This is a genomic window from Sphingomonas sp. 1185 (genome assembly GCF_040544655.1).
Classification (GTDB): domain Bacteria; phylum Pseudomonadota; class Alphaproteobacteria; order Sphingomonadales; family Sphingomonadaceae; genus Sphingomonas.
In genome coordinates this window covers 88,333-107,218 of record NZ_JBEPKL010000009.1, presented here as the reverse complement: position 1 = coordinate 107,218, position 18,886 = coordinate 88,333, and the positions used below count along the sequence as shown (strand labels likewise).

The window sequence follows — 18,886 nt, the reverse complement described above, 5'->3', positions numbered from 1 at the left end:
TCGCGAAGCGAGCGCCCACCCCTCACCCAGCTCCGACTAAGCCTTTGCTTTCGCAAAGACCAAGTCTGCGCAACCCTCTCCCCCCTGCGAGGGGCGAGGGAGGGAAAGGCATGGCTGAATGGCGATCCGCCCTAGCCGCTCCCGCTGGCGGGAGGGGCGTGTCAGGCGTCGGACGCGATCGCCATCCGTCCGTTCAATTCCTGTAGAGCGCGTCCAGGCGCTCGCCATAGATCTCGCGCAGGACGTGGCGGCGGATCTTTAGCGACGGGGTCAGCTGCTCGTTCTCGATCGTGAAGGGTTCGTCGGCAATGATGAAGCGGCGGATGCGTTCGGTCACCGACAGGTCGCGATTGACCCGGTCGACCGCCGCCGAAACCGCCGCGCGGAAATCGAGATCGTCGTCCAGCGCGGTGCGGTTGCACCCCGTCCCCGACTTCGCGCACCATTCCGCCGTCCATTCGGCATCAGGCACGATCAGCGCGACCATATAGGGGCGCCGGTCGCCCGCGATCATCGCCTGGCCGATCTCAGGCTGGAGCGTCAGCATCCCCTCGACCTTCTGGGGGGCGACATTCTCGCCCTTGTCGTTGATGATCAGGTCCTTCTTGCGGTCGGTGATGCGCAGGCGACCGGCCGCGTCGAACTCGCCGATATCGCCGGTATGCAGCCAGCCATCCTTCAGCACCCGCTCGGTCTCGACCGGATTGCGCCAATAGCCGTGCATGACCAGCTCGCCGCGCACCAGTATCTCGCCATCCTCGGCGATGCGGACCTCGGTATCCGCCAGCGGCGGGCCGACCGTTTCCATCCGCACGCCGGCGCTCGGCCGGTTGCAGGCGATGACCGGCGCGGCCTCGGTCTGGCCATAGCCTTGCAGCAAGGTGAGGCCGATCGAATGGAAGAACAGCCCGACCTGGGGGTTCAGCGGCGCGCCGCCCGACACCATCGCCTTCAGCCTTCCGCCGAACCTCTTGGCGATCTTGGGCTTGAACAGCGTCGCCACCGCCAGTTGCGCGGGCCGGTCGACCAGCCGCAGCTTGCCGTCATAGCTGCGCGCGCCCAGCGCCAGCGCCTGGTCGAGCAGTCGCGCGCCGAGCCCGCCCTTCTTCTCGATCGCCTTGGCGATGCGGGTGTGCAGCACCTCGAACAGGCGGGGCACGACGAACATGATCGTCGGGCGCACCTCCTCGATATTGGCGGCCAGCTTGTCGAGGCCCTCGGCGTAATAGATTTGTCCGCCCAGCGCGATCGGGAAATGCTGGCCGCCGGTATGTTCATAGGCGTGGGAGAGGGGGAGGAAGGACAGGAACACCTCGTCCTCCCAGCCGAAATCCTCCGCGATCACCGCGCTGCACCCGGCGCAATTGTGCAGGATCGCGCCGTGATGCTGCATCACCCCGCGCGGCGCGCCGCCGGTGCCCGAGGTGTAGATGATGCAGGCCAAGTCCTTGCGGCCGAAATCGGCCTGTGCGGCGACCGCATCGGGCGCGGTCGGATGCGCGGCGATCAGCGCGTCATATTGGCGGCACTCGATCTGCGCGGGGCCGAGCTTGAGCGGCTCGAACCCGATCACCGTCTGGACATGGTTGGAGCGCAGCGCGGCGGGGAGCAGCGTCGTCGCCAGCTTCTGTGTCGAGACGATGACCGCGCGCGCGCCCGAATTCTCGATGATGTGGGTATGATCGCGCTCGGTATTGGTGGTGTAGGTCGGCACCGTGACGCAGCCCGCCGCCATGATGGCGAGGTCGGCGATGCACCATTCGGGGCGGTTCTCTGACACCAGCATCACCCGGTCGCCGCGTTGCAGCCCGGTCGCGCGCAGCCCCGCCGACAGGCTGGCCACCTGCCGCGCCGCCTCGGCCCAGCTGATCGCCTGCCACGCGCCGCCCTGCTTGCGCCACAGGAACGGCGCGTCGCCCTTCTCGGCGGCGCGGGTGAAGAACATGGTGACGAGATTGGGGAAATATTCGAGCGTACGCATGGTGCCTCTCCCACCGGCCCGTATCGAGCACTTCAACGCGCGATCGGGCTCTTTGTTTGCTGGTTCGTCGCTTACTCGGCCGGACGGCCCGGCTTGTCGCCGACACGCCGGATCGCCGTCGTGCGACCCGTCACGTCGATCGCCACGCCCTCGCTGCGCGGATCGGCGGCGCCGACCCAGCGGCCGCCGACGCGCTCGATGGCATTGGCCTTCAGCCCCATCGGCGCGACCGTCACCGTCTCGCCCAGCGCCTGGAGGCCGGGGACCAGCGCGACCAATGAAGTGCCCTGTTCGACCGTCGCCACATGGCCCGGCGCGAAGAGCAGCCCCTGCGCGATCGCATCCTGCGCGCTCAGCTTCCAGTCGATGACGCCGATGATCGCCTTGGCCACCTGCGCGATGATGGTCGATCCGCCCGCCGCGCCGATCGCCAGCCGGACCTGACCATCGGGGCCATAGACGATGGTCGGCGACATCGAGCTGCGCGGCCGCTTGCCGCCCTCGACCCGGTTGGCGACGAGATCGCCGTCCTTGACCGGCACGATGTCGAAATCGGTCAGTTCGTTGTTGAGCATCGTGCCGTCGACCGACAGGCCCGATCCGAACGAGCCCTCGACGGTGGTCGTCACCTCGGCGACATTGCCCGCGTCGTCCACGGTCACGAGGTCGGTGGTGCCGGGCACCTCGCTGACCGGCGCACGGACGCGCGGCGGGGCGCCGGGCGGCGTGCCGGGCGACACCGAGGCCATGGTGCGGTCGGGCGAGATCAGCGCCGAGCGGTCGGCGATATAGGCCGGATCGAACAACCCTTTCAGCGGCACGCGGACATAATCGGGATCGCCCAGATACATGTCGCGATCGGCATAGGCGAGCCGCGAAGCCTCGGCGAACAGATGCCAGGCCACCGGCGAATCCTTGCCCAGCTTGGCCATGTCGAAGCGTTCGAGCAGCTTCAGGATCGACAACATGGTCGATCCGCCGCCCGAGGACGGGCCCATGCTGCAAATCCGGTAGCCGCGATAGGGCGCGCAGAGCGGCGGGCGGGGCTTGGCGGCATAGGTGGCGAGATCGCCGGTCGTCATCTTCGACGGATTGCGCGTCGCGGTGTTGACGGTCGTGACCAGCTTTTGCGCCTGGGGGCCGACATAGAAACTGTCGGGGCCGAGCCGAGCGATCCGCTCGAGCAGCGCGGCCTGTTCGGGATTGCGGATGATGCTGCCCAGCGGGAGGACCTGGCCATCGGGGCCGGTCAGCCGCGCGCGGGTGGCGGCATCGACATGGCCGCCATAGCGGGTCAGCGCGGTCTGGAGCCGCGGGGTCAGTTGGAACCCGTCGCGGGCCAGCCGGATCGCGGGCTGGAACAGCCGCGCCCAGGGCAGCCTGCCGCCTTTGGCATGCGCCAGCGCCATGCCGCGCAGCGCGCCGGGGACGCCGACGCTGCGCCCGCCGGGAACCGCCTCGGCATGGGATAGCGGGCGACCATCGGGGCCGTAGAACCAGTCGGGGGTGGCGGCCATCGGCGCGGTCTCGCGCGCGTCGATCGTGTCGGTGCCGCGCGCGTCGTGGCGCACCCAATAGCTGCCGCCGCCGATGCCGGAGCTTTGCGGCTCGACCACGTTGAGCGCCAGCATGGTCGCAATCGCGGCGTCGGTGGCGCTGCCCCCGGCGCGCAGGATCTCGACCCCGGCGGCGGCGGCGCGGGGATCGGCGGCGCTGACCATGCCCTGGGTGGGGGCCTTGGCGGCGGGCTGGCGCGCCTCGACGGGCGCGACGGGGGCCAGCGCGAGCGCCGCCACGGAGAGGAGCCAGTGCTTCATGCCGCCGACCCTAGCGGCAAGGGGCGGCCCCCGCCAAGCCGTAACGTCAGGCGCCGACCGCTTCGGCGATGCTGGCGAAACCGTCGCGGGCGAGCAGCGCGTCGAGATCGGCGAGGATGCGCGCGGCCAGCCTCGGCCCCTCATAGACCAGCGCGGAGTAGAGCTGGACCAGGCTCGCGCCGCTGCGGATGCGGGCATAGGCCTCCGCGCCCGAATCGATCCCGCCCGCCGCGATCAGCGTCATTGCCGCTCCGGTGGCCTTGCGGAAATCCGCGAGCCGTGCGCGGGCAAGCGGGGCGAGCGGACGGCCCGACAGCCCGCCGGTCTCGGCGGCGTTGCTGCTCTTCACGTCCGGCCGGGTGATGGTGGTGTTGCCGATGATGATCGCGTCCAGCCGGTGGTCGATCGCGGCGCGGGCGATCTCGTCGATCTGCGCGGGCTCCAGGTCGGGCGCGACCTTCAGGAACAGCGGCACGGCGCCTGCGGCTTCGCGCGAGGCGGCCAGCAGCTCGGCGAGGGCGGGCCCGTGTTGCAGGTCGCGCAGGCCCGGCGTGTTGGGGCTGGAGATGTTGATCGTGACATAATCGGCGATCGGCGCGGCCTGGGTCACGCCGTGGCGATAGTCGGCGATGCGGTCGGCCGCGTCCTTGTTCGCGCCGACATTGATGCCCAGCACGCCCTTGCGCTTCGCGGCGCGCGCCCGCGCCAGTCCCGCATCCAGCCCGCCATTGTTGAAGCCATAGCGGTTGACCACCGCCTTGTCCTCGACCAGCCGGAACAGGCGGGGCTTGGGATTGCCGGGCTGGGGCCTGGGTGTCAGCGTGCCGATCTCGACCATGCCGAAGCCTAGTCCGAAAAAGCCGTCGATCGCCTCGCCATTCTTGTCGACCCCCGCCGCCAGCCCCAGCGGGTTGGCGAAGTCGATCCCCGCCACCCGCGTCGCCAGCCGGGGATAGCGCGCCGGATCGGTCCCCATCGGCGCGCCTAGCGACCCCCAGCGCGACAGCATCGAAACCGTCAGACCATGGGCGCGCTCGGCATCGAGGGCGAAGAGGAGCGGGTGATAAAAGGCCATGTCGGCCCGGTTAGCGGATCGTCGGGGCGGGGGGAAGGTCGCGCTTTATTCCCCGGCGCGGGGGCTTTGGCGACGGGCACGTCCCATTCCACGCAAGGAACGCTATTGGGCAACATGGGTTGGTGGAGGCTTGCAGGGAGAGCCCCATGAAGACCCCCGTCTCATTCACCCCCCAGGTCGAAGACGTGAAGCCCGATGAAGGCGAAACCGTCGACCAGATGAAACAATCCTTCGCGCATATCCTCGACACCACGTCCAGGGACTATGGCCACGGCGTCCGCGCGGTCCATGCCAAGGCGCATGGCATCATCCGGGGCATGCTGACGGTGCACGACAATCTCCCGCCCGAGCTGGCGCAGGGGCTGTTCGTGACGCCGGGCGAGTATGAGGCGGTGGCGCGCATCTCGACCAATCCGGGGGACATATTGGACGATGCGATCGGCTTGCCTCGCGGACTGGCGCTGAAGGTGATCGGGGTCCAGGGCGAGCGGCTGCCCGGTTCCGAAGGCGATGCGACCCAGGACTTCGTGATGGCCAACGCGCCGGTCTTCACCGCGCCGACCGCAGACGCCTTTGCCAAGAACCTGAAGATGTTGGCTGCGACCACCGACAAGGCGGAGGGTGGCAAGAAGCTGCTGTCCGGCATCCTGCGCGGAATCGAGGCGACGCTGGAGACGGTCGGGATCGAGAGCGCGACGCTCAAGACGCTGGGCGGGGCCAAGCAGGTCCACCCGCTGGGCGAGACCTATTACAGCCAGACGCCGTTCCGCTATGGTGATCATATCGCCAAGTTCGCGCTGTTCCCGGTCAGCCCCGCGCTGACCCAGCTCACCGGCGACACGGTCGACACCCATGACCGTCCCGACGCGCTGCGCGAGGTGGTGCGTGAGGTGATGATCGAGCAGGGTGGCCAGTGGGAGTTGCGTGTCCAGCTCAACCGCGACCTGGACTCCATGCCGATCGAGGATGCAACCGTCGAGTGGAACGAGGCGGACAGCCCCTATGTCACCGTCGCGACCTTCACCGCCGCGCCCCAGATCGGCTGGCGCGACGGCGAGACCAACGCGATCGACGACGCGCTGTCCTACAGCATCTGGCACGGGCTGGCGGCGCACCGGCCGCTGGGCAATATCAACCGCGCGCGCAAGGACACGTACCGCTTCTCCGCCGAGTATCGCGGCCGGGTGAATGGCTGCCCGATGCACGAGCCGCGTGCCATGGCCGAGTTGCCGTGACGGTGACGCACGGGCTAGGACGGGCCGCATGATCCGCCTGTTTCATGTCAGCGACGTGCATTTCGGTGCCGAGGACCCCGCCGCGCTCGCCTGGTTCGCCGAGCGGGTGGCGGTGGAAAAGCCTGATGCCGTCATCATGACCGGCGACCTGACCATGCGCGCGACCAAGCGCGAGTTCCAGGCGGGCGGCGCGTGGCTGCAATCGCTGGGCGTGCCGGTGACGGTCGAGGTGGGCAATCACGACATCCCCTATTATTGGGACCCGTTCCGGCGGCTGTTCGCCCCCTATCAGCGCTATGCCGCGGTCGAGCGGATGATCGAGAAGCCGCTCGACCTGCCCGGCGTGACCGTGGTGCCGCTCAAGACCACGGCGCGCGCCCAGTGGCGGTGGAACTGGTCCAAGGGGCGGGTCAGCACGGGGTCGCTGCGCCGCGCGCTGGCGCTGATCGAGCAGGCGCCCAAGGACCACCTGATCCTGGTCGCGGCGCACCATCCGCTGATCGAGGGGCCGACCAAGGGCACCGCCAAGACCCGCAACGGCGATGTCGCGCTGACCCAGCTGGCGGCGGCGGGCGCGCATGCGGTGCTGAGCGGGCATGTCCATGACCCGTTCGACGTGCCGATCGACCGCGATGGCCGGATCATCCGGATGATCGGCGCGGGCACCCTGTCCAAGCGGACGCGCAAGACGCCGCCCGCCTTCAACGAGCTGCGGATCGAGGGGCTGGGGTTCGAGACGCTGGTCCGCAGCCTCGACGAAGCCCCGCCGCATGTCATTACCGAGGATATGCGGGCGGGGTGATCGGACGAATTGGGGCGTGGCCTTCGACTTCGCTCAGGCGGAACGGAGGTTGGGGCCCGCTTTCTGATCGCCAGCCGTTCGGGCTGAGCGAAGTCGAAGCCCACGCCCCGACCTCGCCGAAAATCACCCCCGCATCACATGCGGCCGCGCCGCGATCTGGTCGTACATCCGCCCCGGCTGGTCGAGCCAGATCGGCGACAGCTTGGTCGAATCCGCCCGCGCCAGCCCGACCGCATAGGTGCAGCGCGCCACACCCCAGTCGGTATGCGCGGCGGCGGCCAGGATGGGCACGAACATGGGGCGGCCCGCCGCATCGATCACATGGATCGCCTCGCGCGGCAGCGCGGTGACTCCGCGGACCGTCCGGCTCTCGCCCGGCGCCAGTGCGAAGGGCGGGACCACCGGCCGTCCCTGCGGCTGATAGGCGAGTTCGACCAGCTGTTCGTCGAGCCCGGCATGCGCGCTGAGCAGCCGCAGATCGACCGCGACCCGCCCGATCGGTGTCGCGCCGGTGTTACGAACCGTCACTTCCGCCTCGATCGTCGCCGACAGCATGTTGAGCCCGACGCGTAGCGGGCGCGCCTCGACCGCCAGGAAGCTGGGCTCGGGCGGCAACGGAGGCAGCGCTGGCGGGGCCGGGGGGGCGACCGGCTCGGGCGCGGCGGGGGCGGGGCGCGGGTCGGGCGCCGCCGAACGCGTCGCCACCGGCTCGGCGGCGGGTTCGGGGCGGGGCGTCGGCGCGGGCAGCGCGCGCGCGGGGCGGCTGCGTCGACCCAGCCAGATTCCGATCAGCAACGCCGCCAGCCCGGTGCCGATCAGCAGCGGCCAGAAGGGCAGGGCGCGATCCGTGTCGGCCTGTTCGGGCGCGGTGGTACCCGGCGCGACGATGGCCGGGGCCTGGCCATTGCCGATCGTCATGCCGTCCATCGATTCGGTCCGGTCGACCATCGGCGTCTCGGGATCGGGCAGGCGCGTCGCGGGCGGCTCGGGCGAGGGCAGCGGCGTCGGCTCGGCGGCCGGGCTGGGCGTCGGGGTTGGCGACGGTGCGGGCGTGGGGCGCGGCGTCGGCCGGGGGGCGGGGGTCGCACGCGGGGTCGGCGTCGGCGTCGCCTCGGGCGTGGACTGGCCGGGCAGGACCAGGCGCGGCGTGGGCGGCGTCGGCACCGGGGTCTGGGTGGATTGGGGCGAGGATGCGCGCGGCGTCAGGCTGAATCCGTCCAGCCCGCCGGAGGAACGGCCTGCGGCGTCACTGTCCTGCGTGGTGGTCTGGGCGAGGACGGGGCTGGCGAGCATCGGGGCAAGCACCGGCGCCAGCGTCAGGGCAAGAAGGCGCGCGATGCGACGCGGCCCGGACGATGTCATCAACTGCATTCCTCGTGGTAACTACAATCTTCACCGGCCGCCTGGGCCATCGACCCGACCATATAGCCGTGCCCGGTAGGCCCGGCGGATGCAACCCCTTGTGTAGCGCGATATGCGGCCAATATATGGCAGAGCGCGCCGGGGCCGGAACTTTCCCGCCCCTGTGGCGTGCGGTGGCTGGACAGTTCGGGTGTCCGTCCCTATATGGCAATCATCCACCACAATCTTCGGGAAATGATGCGCCTTCGCGCAGCGTGTCGGTCGAATGGAAGATTGCTGGTTCAACGGACGCCGGATGCCGCCGCATGTGAATGCGAGCGGCCTTTCGGCGTCCGATGTTGCGTCCCGTCCGGAGGCATCCGGGCAGCGAATTGACGGCTGACGAGGCAGACAGACCCATGGCAACCAAGGCGATCGACAGCGGCTCCGCCCCGCGCAAGGGCGATGGCGGCACCGCCAAGCGGCGTATCCGCAAGGTGTTCGGCGACATCCACGAAGTGGTGCAGATGCCGAACCTGATCGAGGTTCAGCGCGAAAGCTACGAACAGTTCCTCCGTTCGGACAAGTCGCGGGGCCATGTCTCCGGGCTGGAAAAGACGCTGCGCAGCGTCTTCCCGATCCAGGATTTCGCCGGGACGGCGTATCTCGACTTTGACGATTACGTCCTCGAGGACCCCAAGTTCGACGTCGAGGAATGCCGCCAGCGGGGCATCACCTATGCCGCGCCGATGCGCGTCACGCTGCGCCTGACTGCGTTCGAGGTCGATCCCGACACCGAAGCCAAGTCGGTCATCGATATCAAGGAGCAGGACGTCTACATGGGCGACATGCCCCTGATGACGGAGAACGGCACCTTCTTCATCAACGGCACCGAGCGCGTCATCGTCAGCCAGATGCACCGTTCGCCGGGCGTGCTGTTCGACCATGACCGCGGCAAGACCCATGCCTCGGGCAAGTATCTCTTCGCCGCGCGCGTGATCCCGTATCGCGGCTCGTGGCTGGACTTCGAGTTCGACGCCAAGGACATCGTCAACGTCCGTATCGACCGCAAGCGCAAGCTGCCGGTGACGGCGCTGCTCTATGCGCTTGGCATGAACTCGGAAGAGATCCTCAACTATTTCTACAACCGCCTGACCTTCGTTCGCGGCGACGGCGGCTGGAAGATCCCGTTCCAGGCCGAGAACTGGCGCGGTGCCAAGCCGATGTTCGACATCGTCGATGCGAACTCGGGCGAGGTCGTGTTCCCCGCCGGTCAGAAGATTTCGCCCCGCGCCGCCAACAAGGCGGCCAAGGACGGCCTGACCCAGCTGCTGATCCCGACCGAGGAAATCTTCGGTCGTTACTCGGCCTATGACCTCATCAACGAGCAGACCGGCGAAATCTATGTCGAGGCCGGTGACGAGATCAGCGCCGAGAATCTCGAAGCGCTGGACAAGGCGGGCGTCGACACGATCGAGCTGCTCGACATCGACCATGTCGCCACGGGTCCGTGGATCCGCAACACGCTGAAGGCCGACAAGGCCGAAGAGCGTGAGCAGGCGCTGTCGGACATCTACCGCGTGATGCGCCCCGGCGAGCCGCCGACGCTGGAGACTGCCGAAGCGCTGTTCGCCGGCCTGTTCTTCGATCCCGATCGCTACGACCTGTCGGCCGTGGGTCGCGTCAAGCTGAACATGCGCCTCGACCTCGACTGCCCGGACACGGTGACGACGCTGCGCACCGAGGACATTCTGGCGGTCGTCAAGACGCTGGTCGACCTGAAGGACGGCAAGGGCGAGATCGACGATATCGACAATCTCGGCAACCGCCGCGTGCGTTCGGTGGGCGAGCTGCTGGAGAATCAGTATCGCGTCGGCCTGCTGCGCATGGAGCGTGCGGTCAAGGAGCGTATGTCGTCGGTCGACGTGTCGACGGTGATGCCGAACGACCTGATCAACGCCAAGCCCGCGGTCGCCGCGGTGCGCGAGTTCTTCGGTTCGTCGCAGCTGTCGCAGTTCATGGACCAGACCAACCCGCTGTCCGAAGTGACGCACAAGCGTCGCGTCTCGGCGCTCGGGCCGGGCGGTCTGACGCGTGAGCGTGCGGGCTTCGAAGTCCGCGACGTTCACCCGACGCACTATGGCCGCATCTGCCCGATCGAAACGCCGGAAGGCCCGAACATCGGTCTGATCAACTCGCTGTCGACCTTCGCGCGCGTCAACAAGTACGGCTTCATCGAGACGCCGTACCGCAAGGTGATCGACGGCCGCGTGACCGACGAGGTCGTGTACCTGTCGGCGATGGAGGAGCAGAAGCACACCGTCGCCCAGGCTTCGGCCGCGACGGATGCGGACAATCGCTTCACCGAGGATCTGGTCTCGGCGCGTCAGGCGGGCGAGTTCCTGATGGCGCTGCCCGATCAGATCACCCTGATGGACGTGTCGCCGAAGCAGCTCGTCTCGGTCGCCGCCTCGCTCATTCCGTTCCTGGAAAACGACGACGCCAACCGCGCGCTCATGGGCTCGAACATGCAGCGTCAGGCCGTGCCGCTGGTGAAGGCGGAAGCGCCCTTCGTCGGCACCGGCATGGAAGAGACGGTGGCACGCGACTCGGGCGCGGCGATCGCGGCGAAGCGCGCCGGTATCGTCGACCAGGTCGATGCGAGCCGCATCGTGGTTCGCGCGACCGGCGAGGTCGATGCGGGCAAGTCGGGCGTCGACATCTACACGCTGATGAAGTTCCAGCGCTCGAACCAGTCGACCTGCATCAACCAGCGTCCGCTGGTGAAGGTGGGCGACGTCGTGCGGGCGGGCGACGTGATCGCCGACGGCCCCTCGACCGAGTTCGGCGAGCTGGCGCTGGGCCGCAACGCGCTCGTCGCGTTCATGCCCTGGAACGGCTACAATTATGAGGACTCGATCCTCATCTCCGAGCGGATCGTGAAGGACGACGTGTTCACGTCGATCCATATCGACGAGTTCGAAGTCATGGCGCGCGACACCAAGCTCGGGCCGGAAGACATCACCCGCGACATTCCGAACGTGGGTGAAGAGGCGCTGCGCAACCTCGACGAGGCGGGCATCGTCTATGTCGGGGCCGAGGTGGAGCCGGGCGACATCCTGGTCGGCAAGATCACGCCGAAGGGCGAATCGCCGATGACGCCGGAAGAAAAGCTCCTCCGCGCGATCTTCGGTGAAAAGGCCAGCGACGTGCGCGACACCTCGCTCCGCCTGCCGCCGGGCGTCGCCGGTACGATCGTCGACGTGCGCGTCTTCAATCGTCACGGCATCGACAAGGACGAGCGCGCGATGGCGATCGAGCGCGAGGAGATCGAGCGTCTGAAGAAGGACGCCGACGACGAGCGCACGATCCTCAACCGGGCGACCTGGAGCCGCCTGCGCGAGATGCTGCTCGACCAGACCGCCACCGCCGCGCCCAAGGGCGTGAAGAAGGGCATCGTCATCGACGCCGAGGTGCTGGAATCGGTCGATCGTCACGAATGGTGGAAGTTCGCCGTCGCCGACGACGCGCGCCAGAGCGATCTGGAAGCGGTCAAGGCGCAGTATGACGAAGCCGCCAAGCGGATCACGGACAAGTTCCATGACCGCCGCGACAAGCTGGAGCGTGGTGACGAGCTGCCGCCGGGCGTGCTGAAGATGGTCAAGGTCTTCGTCGCGGTGAAGCGCAAGCTGCAGCCGGGCGACAAGATGGCCGGCCGTCACGGCAACAAGGGCGTGATCAGCCGCATCCTGCCGCAGGAGGATATGCCCTTCCTCGCGGACGGTACGCCGGTCGATCTCGTGCTGAACCCGCTGGGCGTGCCGTCGCGCATGAACGTCGGTCAGATCTTCGAGACGCATCTCGGCTGGGCGGCGCGCAACCTGGGTATGCAGGTCGCGGCGCAACTCGAGGATTGGCGCGAAGCCAACCCCGACGCCAAGCCGGGCGCGGTGCCGGAAGCGGTGAAGGCGCGGCTCGTGGAGATCTACGGCGATCACTATGCCGAAGACATCCAGAACCGTGACGACGAGGAAGTCGCCGAGCTGGTCCAGAACATCCGCACCGGCGTGCCGATGGGGACCCCGGTGTTCGACGGCGCGCGCGAGAGCGACGTGTCGGAGATGCTGGAGCTGGCGGGCCTCCACACCTCGGGCCAGTCGGACCTGTTCGACGGGCGCACCGGCGATCAGTTCGACCGCAAGGTGACCGTGGGCATCATCTACATGCTGAAGCTGCACCACCTGGTCGACGACAAGATCCACGCGCGTTCGATCGGGCCGTACTCGCTTGTTACCCAGCAGCCGCTGGGTGGTAAGGCGCAGTTCGGTGGCCAGCGCTTCGGTGAGATGGAAGTGTGGGCGCTGCAGGCTTATGGCGCGGCGTACACGCTCCAGGAAATGCTGACGGTGAAGTCGGACGACGTGGTCGGCCGCACCAAGGTCTACGAAGCGATCGTCAAGGGCGACGACACCTTCGAGGCGGGCATTCCGGAGAGCTTCAACGTGCTGGTCAAGGAAATGCGCTCGCTGGGTCTCAACGTCGACCTCAAGTCGATGGAAGACGCCCAGGACGACGGTCTGGCCGAGGCGGCGGAGTAAGACAGGAGACGCCGGTGGGGTGATCCACCTCACCGGCGCCTTGTCTACCTCGCCCGATGAATTTTCCCTCCCTGTGAGGAAAGCAAAATGAACGAACTGACCAACTTCGCCAATCCGGTGGCCAAGCCGGAAACCTTCGACCAGATTCAGATCGGCATCGCGTCGCCCGACAAGATCCGTTCCTGGTCGTTCGGCGAGATCAAGAAGCCCGAGACGATCAACTATCGCACGTTCAAGCCGGAACGTGACGGCCTGTTCTGCGCGCGCATCTTCGGTCCGATCAAGGATTACGAATGCTTGTGCGGCAAGTACAAGCGCATGAAGTACAAGGGCATCGTCTGCGAGAAGTGCGGTGTCGAAGTCACGGTGTCGAAGGTCCGCCGCGAGCGGATGGGCCATATCGAACTGGCCGCCCCCGTCGCGCACATCTGGTTCCTGAAGTCGCTGCCGAGCCGCATCGGCCTGCTGCTCGACATGCAGTTGAAGCAGCTCGAGCGCGTGCTGTACTTCGAAGCCTATATCGTCATCGAGCCGGGCCTGACCCCGCTGGAGAAGTATCAGCTTCTCACCGAGGACGAACTGCTCGACGCGCAGGATGAATATGGCGAGGACGCCTTCTCGGCCGGGATCGGCGCCGAGGCGGTCCGCATCATGCTCGAGAGCCTCGACCTCGAGGGCGAGCGCGTGCAGCTTCTGGAAGAGCTGGCGACGACCAAGTCGGAGCTGAAGCCCAAGAAGATCATCAAGCGCCTGAAGGTCGTTGAGAGCTTCATCGAATCGGGCAACCGTCCCGAATGGATGATCCTGGAAGTCATCCCGGTCATCCCGCCCGAGCTGCGCCCGCTGGTGCCGCTGGACGGTGGCCGCTTCGCGACCTCGGACCTGAACGACCTGTATCGCCGCGTCATCAACCGCAACAACCGCCTGAAGCGCCTGATGGAGCTGCGTGCGCCGGACATCATCGTCCGCAACGAAAAGCGCATGTTGCAGGAAGCGGTCGACGCGCTGTTCGATAACGGCCGTCGCGGCCGCACGATCACGGGCGCCAACAAGCGTCCGCTGAAGTCGCTGTCCGACATGCTGAAGGGCAAGCAGGGCCGCTTCCGTCAGAACCTGCTCGGCAAGCGCGTCGACTATTCGGGCCGTTCGGTCATCGTGACCGGCCCGGAGCTGAAGCTGCACCAGTGCGGCCTGCCCAAGAAGATGGCGCTCGAGCTGTTCAAGCCGTTCATCTATGCCCGTCTGGACGCCAAGGGTCTGTCGATGACCCTGAAGCAGGCCAAGAAGTGGGTCGAGAAGGAGCGCAAGGAAGTCTGGGACATCCTGGACGAGGTGATCCGCGAGCATCCGGTCATGCTGAACCGCGCGCCGACGCTTCACCGTCTGGGTATCCAGGCGTTCGAGCCGGTGCTGATCGAGGGCAAGGCGATCCAGCTTCACCCGCTGGTCTGCTCGGCGTTCAACGCCGACTTCGACGGCGACCAGATGGCCGTTCACGTCCCGCTGTCGCTCGAAGCGCAGCTGGAAGCGCGCGTCCTGATGATGTCGACCAACAACATCCTGTCGCCCGCGAACGGCAAGCCGATCATCGTGCCGTCGCAGGACATGGTGCTGGGCCTGTACTACCTCTCGCTCGAAAAGCAGAAGGAACCGGGCGAGGGCATGATGCTGGCGGACATGGAGGAGGTCCATCAGGCCCTCTTCGCCGGTGCCGTTACGCTCCACACCAAGATCATCAGCCGCGTTCCGCAGACCGATGAGCAGGGCAACCAGTATCTCAAGCGCTATGAGACCACCCCGGGTCGCATGCTGCTGGGCGAGTGCCTGCCCAAGAGCCACAAGGTGCCCTTCGACATCGTCAACCGCGTCCTGACCAAGAAGGACGTCGGCGAGGTGATCGACGAGGTGTATCGTCACACCGGCCAGAAGGAGACCGTGCTGTTCGCCGACGCGATCATGGCGCTGGGCTTCCGTCACGCGTTCCGCGCCGGCATCTCGTTCGGCAAGGACGACATGATCATCGCGCCGGACAAGGATCGTCTGGTCGACGAGACGCGCGAGCAGGTGAAGGACTTCGAGCAGCAATATCAGGACGGCCTGATCACGCAGCAGGAGAAGTACAACAAGGTGATCGACGCTTGGAGCCGTTGCGGCGACCAGGTCGCGAACTCGATGATGAACGAGATCAAGGCGGTCCGTCATTACGAGGACGGCCCGATGGAAGGCCGTGAGAAGCCGATCAACTCGATCTACATGATGGCCCACTCGGGTGCGCGTGGTAGCCCCGCGCAGATCAAGCAGCTGGCGGGCATGCGCGGCCTGATGGCCAAGCCGTCGGGCGAGATCATCGAAACGCCGATCATCTCGAACTTCAAGGAAGGTCTGACCGTTCTTGAATATTTCAACTCGACCCACGGCGCGCGTAAGGGCCTGGCCGACACCGCACTGAAGACGGCGAACTCGGGGTATCTGACCCGTCGTCTGGTGGACGTGTCGCAGGACTGCGTCATCATCGAAGAGGATTGCGGCACGACCCGCGCCCTCGAGATGAAGGCGATCGTGCAGGGCGGCTCGACCATCGCCTCGCTCGGCGAGCGTATCCTGGGCCGCACCACGGCCGAGGACATCGTCAACGCCAAGACCGGCGAAGTCATCATCGCATCGGGCGTCCTGCTCGACGAGCCGATGGTGGCGAAGATCGAGGCGGCGAACACCCAGTCGGTCAAGATCCGCAGCCCGCTGGTCTGCGAATCGAAGGTCGGCGTCTGCGGCAAGTGCTATGGCCGTGACCTCGCCCGCGGTACGCCGGTGAACATCGGCGAAGCGGTTGGCGTCATCGCGGCGCAGTCGATCGGTGAGCCGGGCACGCAGCTGACCATGCGTACCTTCCACATCGGTGGTGCGGCGCAGCTGAACGAGCAGTCGAACCTGGAAGCGGCGGTGGACGGTGTCGTCCAGTTCCGCGACCTGCGCCTGATCGTCGACCAGCGCGGTCGTCGCGTGGTGCTGAGCCGTTCGGGTGAGATCGCGATCGTCGACATGGACGGCCGCGAGCTGTCGGTCGACCGTATCCCCTACGGTGCCTATGTGCTGTTCGACGATGGCCACATCGTGTCGAAGGGCGACCGGATGGCCGAGTGGGATCCGTTCACCATGCCGGTGATCACCGAAAACCCCGGTACGGTGAAGTTCCAGGACCTGATCGAGGGCAAGACCCTGACCGAGCAGGTCGACGAAGCGACGGGTATCGCCCAGCGCGTCGTCACCGAGTACCGCGCCTCGACCAAGTCGAAGGAGGATCTGCGTCCGCGCATGACCCTGCTCGACGACAATTCGGGCGAGGCCGGTCGCTACATGCTGGCGCCGGGTGCGACGCTCTCGGTCGAGGACGGGGCGCAGGTGCAGGGCGGTGACGTTCTGGCCCGTGTCGCTCGCGAGTCGGCCAAGACCCGCGACATCACCGGCGGTCTGCCGCGCGTCGCCGAGCTGTTCGAGGCGCGCGTTCCCAAGGACTCGGCGATCATCGCCAAGGTCTCGGGTCGTGTCGTGTTCGGCAAGGACTATAAGGCGAAGCGCAAGATCGGCATCCAGCCCGAGGATGGCGGCGAGGTCGTCGAGTATCTGGTGCCCAAGTCGAAGGTGATCGACGTTCAGGAAGGCGACTACGTCAAGCGTGGCGACAACCTGATCGGCGGTTCGCCCGATCCGCACGACATTCTGGAAACGATGGGCGTGGAGCCGCTGGCCGAATATCTGGTCAGCGAAATCCAGGAAGTTTATCGACTCCAGGGCGTGAAGATCAACGACAAGCACATCGAGACGATCGTTCGTCAGATGCTGCAGAAGGTCGAGATCACCGACGGCGGCGACACCACGCTGTTGAAGGGCGAGCAGGTCGATCGCGAGGAAATGGACGCGATCAACGACAAGCTCGACGCGAACCAGGCGCGTGCGCAGGGCAAGCCCGTCCTGCTCGGCATCACCAAGGCGAGCTTGCAGACCCGCAGCTTCATCTCGGCGGCGTCGTTCCAGGAGACCACCCGCGTCCTCACCGAGGCGGCGGTCCAGGGCAAGCAGGACACGCTGATGGGCCTGAAGGAGAATGTCATCGTCGGCCGCCTGATCCCGGCGGGTACCGGTGCGGGCATGAACCGCCTGCGCGTGGCGGCCTCCAGCCGCGACGCGGCGCTCCGTGCGCAGCAGCGCAAGCTGGCCGAGGCGATCGTCGCGCCGGTCAGCGCGGCCGAGCAGCGGGCGGCGGAAAACGCCCGTTCGCCGCGGGAAGACGTCGGCACGGGCAATGACCCGCTGGCCGAGGTCGCGCCTTCGGGTCACGGCACCGATGCGGATGCCGGTGAGTATCTGAACGACTGATCCGGCTAACGGATTGGAAACAAAGGGCCGCCGTCCGGGCAACCGGGCGGCGGCTTTTTTTGGAACGCCGTCGATCGGGTTTATCGTTGACGCGGATGCGTGGCTGATCGAGAGGCCGACGCGACGAAAGTCCCGGATTTGCGCCGAATGGAGGGGGCGTAGAGCCGGATACGGGAACCGAAATGCCCTCCCAACCATATACGAATATTGGAGAAGATCCCGGACGCGCGCGGGTTGTTGGCGCGCCGATGGGACCCCGGAGACCTGAAATGACGTCCCCCGAGATTGACGAAGACTATTTCTACCAGCGTGCCGAAACCGAACTCGAACTGGCCCAGAAAGCGACCCACCCCGCTGCGGTTCGAGCCCATTACATTATCGCGAACCACTATCTGGATCGCGCCTATAACCAGCCCGCCCATGGCGAGGTGATCGAAGCGGCGGAGTAACGAAAAGGGGACCTGCGGGGCCCCCTTTTTTCCAAGGGCTGAGCCGGCCGATCGCCATTCAGCGATGCCTTTCCGTCCCTCGCCCCTCGCAGAGGGGAGAGGGTTGCGCAGACTTGGTCTTTGCGAGAGCAAAGGCTTAGTCGGAGCTGGGTGAGGGGTGGGTGCTCGCTCCGCGAGCGCGCGAGCCTTTAGGCTCGCTCAACCCCTCACCCAAGCTGCGCTAGCCAGCAGGCTGGCAAGCTCCGCTAACCCTCTCCCCTGTCCAGGGGAGAGGGAAGAGGAAATCCCGAATGTCGGTCCCGCCTAGTCTTCGCAACCCTCTCGCATCACGGAGGAGAAAGGGTAGGCGGGGCGGAATGGTGATACGACCTGGGGCATAGTAATACGGTGTTGAGTTGACGCGAGCCCCTCTCCTTCAGAGAAGTGGGGCGGGGCATCGCCGCGAACCCCACGCTTGCGGAGGCTCCCCACCCCAGCGATCTCCTGCCATGGTCCTCGCCGGGAACTCGGCGCACGGCGTCCCAATGGCGTTCGCCCGATCAGGGCGTCTTGGCCGCTGGGATCGGCGTATATTGCGTGGAGATCAGCCGCCACTGGCCGCGATCCAGTCGTGCGACATAGCGGGCTCGAACTGCTCGGGTCGTACCGTTGGGAAAGGTGATCGATCGCCTGGCGGTGACGAGTGCGACCGGACCCTGCGTCCTGACGACGACGTCATCGGTCGTGATGGGCGGCACCGGGGTCTTGGCGGTCGGCGTATAGAAGCCCAGCACCTGGGTGCGGGAATCGACATCGCCGATTGGTGAGATTTCCTCATAATCGGGGGCCAGCGTGTCGGCCAGTGCAGCGGGGTCGAACCGGCTCCGCGCCGTCTCGAAGCGGTCGACCAAGTGGCGCAACGGCGCCTCCTGGGCGGAGGCCGTCGGTGTCATGCCGATTCCCGCGACGGCCAGTCCCAAGGCCAGAATGTTCATTGCGATCCCCCTCTCATCCGGTCCGGCATCACAACCGATATCGGGCATCGGCGCAAGATGCGGAAGGATTGGCGATTCCCCGGTGCCCGACACCGACAGCCAGGTCACTCTATTGTCGTCGAAAACGAGAGTCGGTGGACTTGGAGGAAACCCGCGGTCGCTGATTAAGTCTTTGGGCAAACACAAGGAATATGGCGGCTGGGCGCGCGCGGCGGGAATGGGGCCTGGCGCGATGGCGGG

General features: G+C 66.8%; 10 protein-coding genes. 5 read left to right on the top strand and 5 right to left on the bottom strand.

Features of this window, described 5'->3' with window-relative positions:
• Nucleotides 1-193: 193 nt before the first annotated feature.
• The 3 genes from ABIC44_RS08940 to ABIC44_RS08930 all read right to left on the bottom strand — a co-directional run bounded on the left by ABIC44_RS08940 (nt 194) and on the right by ABIC44_RS08930 (nt 4,873).
• The gene (locus ABIC44_RS08940; RefSeq protein WP_354294955.1) at nt 194-1,981 is read right to left on the bottom strand and encodes an AMP-dependent synthetase/ligase; all 1,788 of its coding nucleotides are present in this window, start codon (nt 1,979-1,981) and stop codon (nt 194-196) included.
• A 71-nt stretch (nt 1,982-2,052) separates the two neighbouring features.
• Nucleotides 2,053-3,798 (bottom strand): gamma-glutamyltransferase, encoded by a 1,746-nt coding sequence (ggt, locus tag ABIC44_RS08935; RefSeq protein ID WP_354294953.1) that lies wholly within the window; start codon nt 3,796-3,798, stop codon nt 2,053-2,055.
• Nucleotides 3,799-3,844: 46 nt separating this feature from the next.
• The gene (locus ABIC44_RS08930) at nt 3,845-4,873 is read right to left on the bottom strand and encodes a quinone-dependent dihydroorotate dehydrogenase (protein ID WP_354294951.1); all 1,029 of its coding nucleotides are present in this window, start codon (nt 4,871-4,873) and stop codon (nt 3,845-3,847) included.
• A 146-nt stretch (nt 4,874-5,019) separates the two neighbouring features.
• Between ABIC44_RS08930 and ABIC44_RS08925 the strand changes: the two genes are divergently transcribed.
• On the top strand, nt 5,020-6,108 hold the full coding sequence (locus ABIC44_RS08925; RefSeq protein ID WP_354294950.1) for a catalase family protein: 1,089 nt from the start codon (nt 5,020-5,022) through the stop codon (nt 6,106-6,108).
• Nucleotides 6,109-6,136: 28 nt separating this feature from the next.
• A complete protein-coding gene (locus ABIC44_RS08920) occupies nt 6,137-6,910 on the top strand; it encodes a metallophosphoesterase family protein (protein ID WP_307102667.1) in 774 nt (257 codons plus the stop codon).
• A 123-nt stretch (nt 6,911-7,033) separates the two neighbouring features.
• On the opposite strand, the gene ABIC44_RS08915 is transcribed toward ABIC44_RS08920, so the two are convergent.
• Nucleotides 7,034-8,272: a hypothetical protein gene (locus ABIC44_RS08915; RefSeq protein WP_354294948.1), complete on the bottom strand. Its 1,239-nt coding sequence runs from the start codon at nt 8,270-8,272 to the stop codon at nt 7,034-7,036.
• 398 nt (nt 8,273-8,670) lie between these two features.
• Between ABIC44_RS08915 and rpoB the strand changes: the two genes are divergently transcribed.
• From rpoB to ABIC44_RS08900, 3 genes are all read left to right on the top strand, one after another.
• Complete coding sequence (gene rpoB, locus ABIC44_RS08910; protein ID WP_307102671.1) at nt 8,671-12,849, top strand: DNA-directed RNA polymerase subunit beta; 4,179 nt, start codon at nt 8,671-8,673, stop codon at nt 12,847-12,849.
• Between the two features lie 87 nt (nt 12,850-12,936).
• Nucleotides 12,937-17,223 (top strand): DNA-directed RNA polymerase subunit beta', encoded by a 4,287-nt coding sequence (gene rpoC / locus ABIC44_RS08905; RefSeq protein ID WP_354294946.1) that lies wholly within the window; start codon nt 12,937-12,939, stop codon nt 17,221-17,223.
• Between the two features lie 269 nt (nt 17,224-17,492).
• Complete coding sequence (locus ABIC44_RS08900) at nt 17,493-17,672, top strand: hypothetical protein (RefSeq protein WP_307102675.1); 180 nt, start codon at nt 17,493-17,495, stop codon at nt 17,670-17,672.
• 539 nt (nt 17,673-18,211) lie between these two features.
• Here the strand turns inward: ABIC44_RS08900 and ABIC44_RS08895 are convergent.
• Nucleotides 18,212-18,646: a DUF4440 domain-containing protein gene (locus tag ABIC44_RS08895; RefSeq protein ID WP_354294944.1), complete on the bottom strand. Its 435-nt coding sequence runs from the start codon at nt 18,644-18,646 to the stop codon at nt 18,212-18,214.
• Between the last annotated feature and the right edge of the window lie 240 nt (nt 18,647-18,886).

Bases quoted from the DNA above. Each gene is read 5' to 3' on its own strand.
- ggt (WP_354294953.1), bottom strand. From the start codon at position 3,798: ATGAAGCACTGGCTCCTCTCCGTGGCGGCGCTCGCGCTGGCCCCCGTC.
- ABIC44_RS08900 (WP_307102675.1), top strand. From the start codon at position 17,493: ATGACGTCCCCCGAGATTGACGAAGACTATTTCTACCAGCGTGCCGAA.
- ABIC44_RS08930 (WP_354294951.1), bottom strand. From the start codon at position 4,873: ATGGCCTTTTATCACCCGCTCCTCTTCGCCCTCGATGCCGAGCGCGCC.
- ABIC44_RS08895 (WP_354294944.1), bottom strand. From the start codon at position 18,646: ATGAACATTCTGGCCTTGGGACTGGCCGTCGCGGGAATCGGCATGACA.
- ABIC44_RS08920 (WP_307102667.1), top strand. From the start codon at position 6,137: ATGATCCGCCTGTTTCATGTCAGCGACGTGCATTTCGGTGCCGAGGAC.
- ABIC44_RS08940 (WP_354294955.1), bottom strand. From the start codon at position 1,981: ATGCGTACGCTCGAATATTTCCCCAATCTCGTCACCATGTTCTTCACC.
- ABIC44_RS08925 (WP_354294950.1), top strand. From the start codon at position 5,020: ATGAAGACCCCCGTCTCATTCACCCCCCAGGTCGAAGACGTGAAGCCC.
- rpoC (WP_354294946.1), top strand. From the start codon at position 12,937: ATGAACGAACTGACCAACTTCGCCAATCCGGTGGCCAAGCCGGAAACC.
- ABIC44_RS08915 (WP_354294948.1), bottom strand. From the start codon at position 8,272: ATGACATCGTCCGGGCCGCGTCGCATCGCGCGCCTTCTTGCCCTGACG.
- rpoB (WP_307102671.1), top strand. From the start codon at position 8,671: ATGGCAACCAAGGCGATCGACAGCGGCTCCGCCCCGCGCAAGGGCGAT.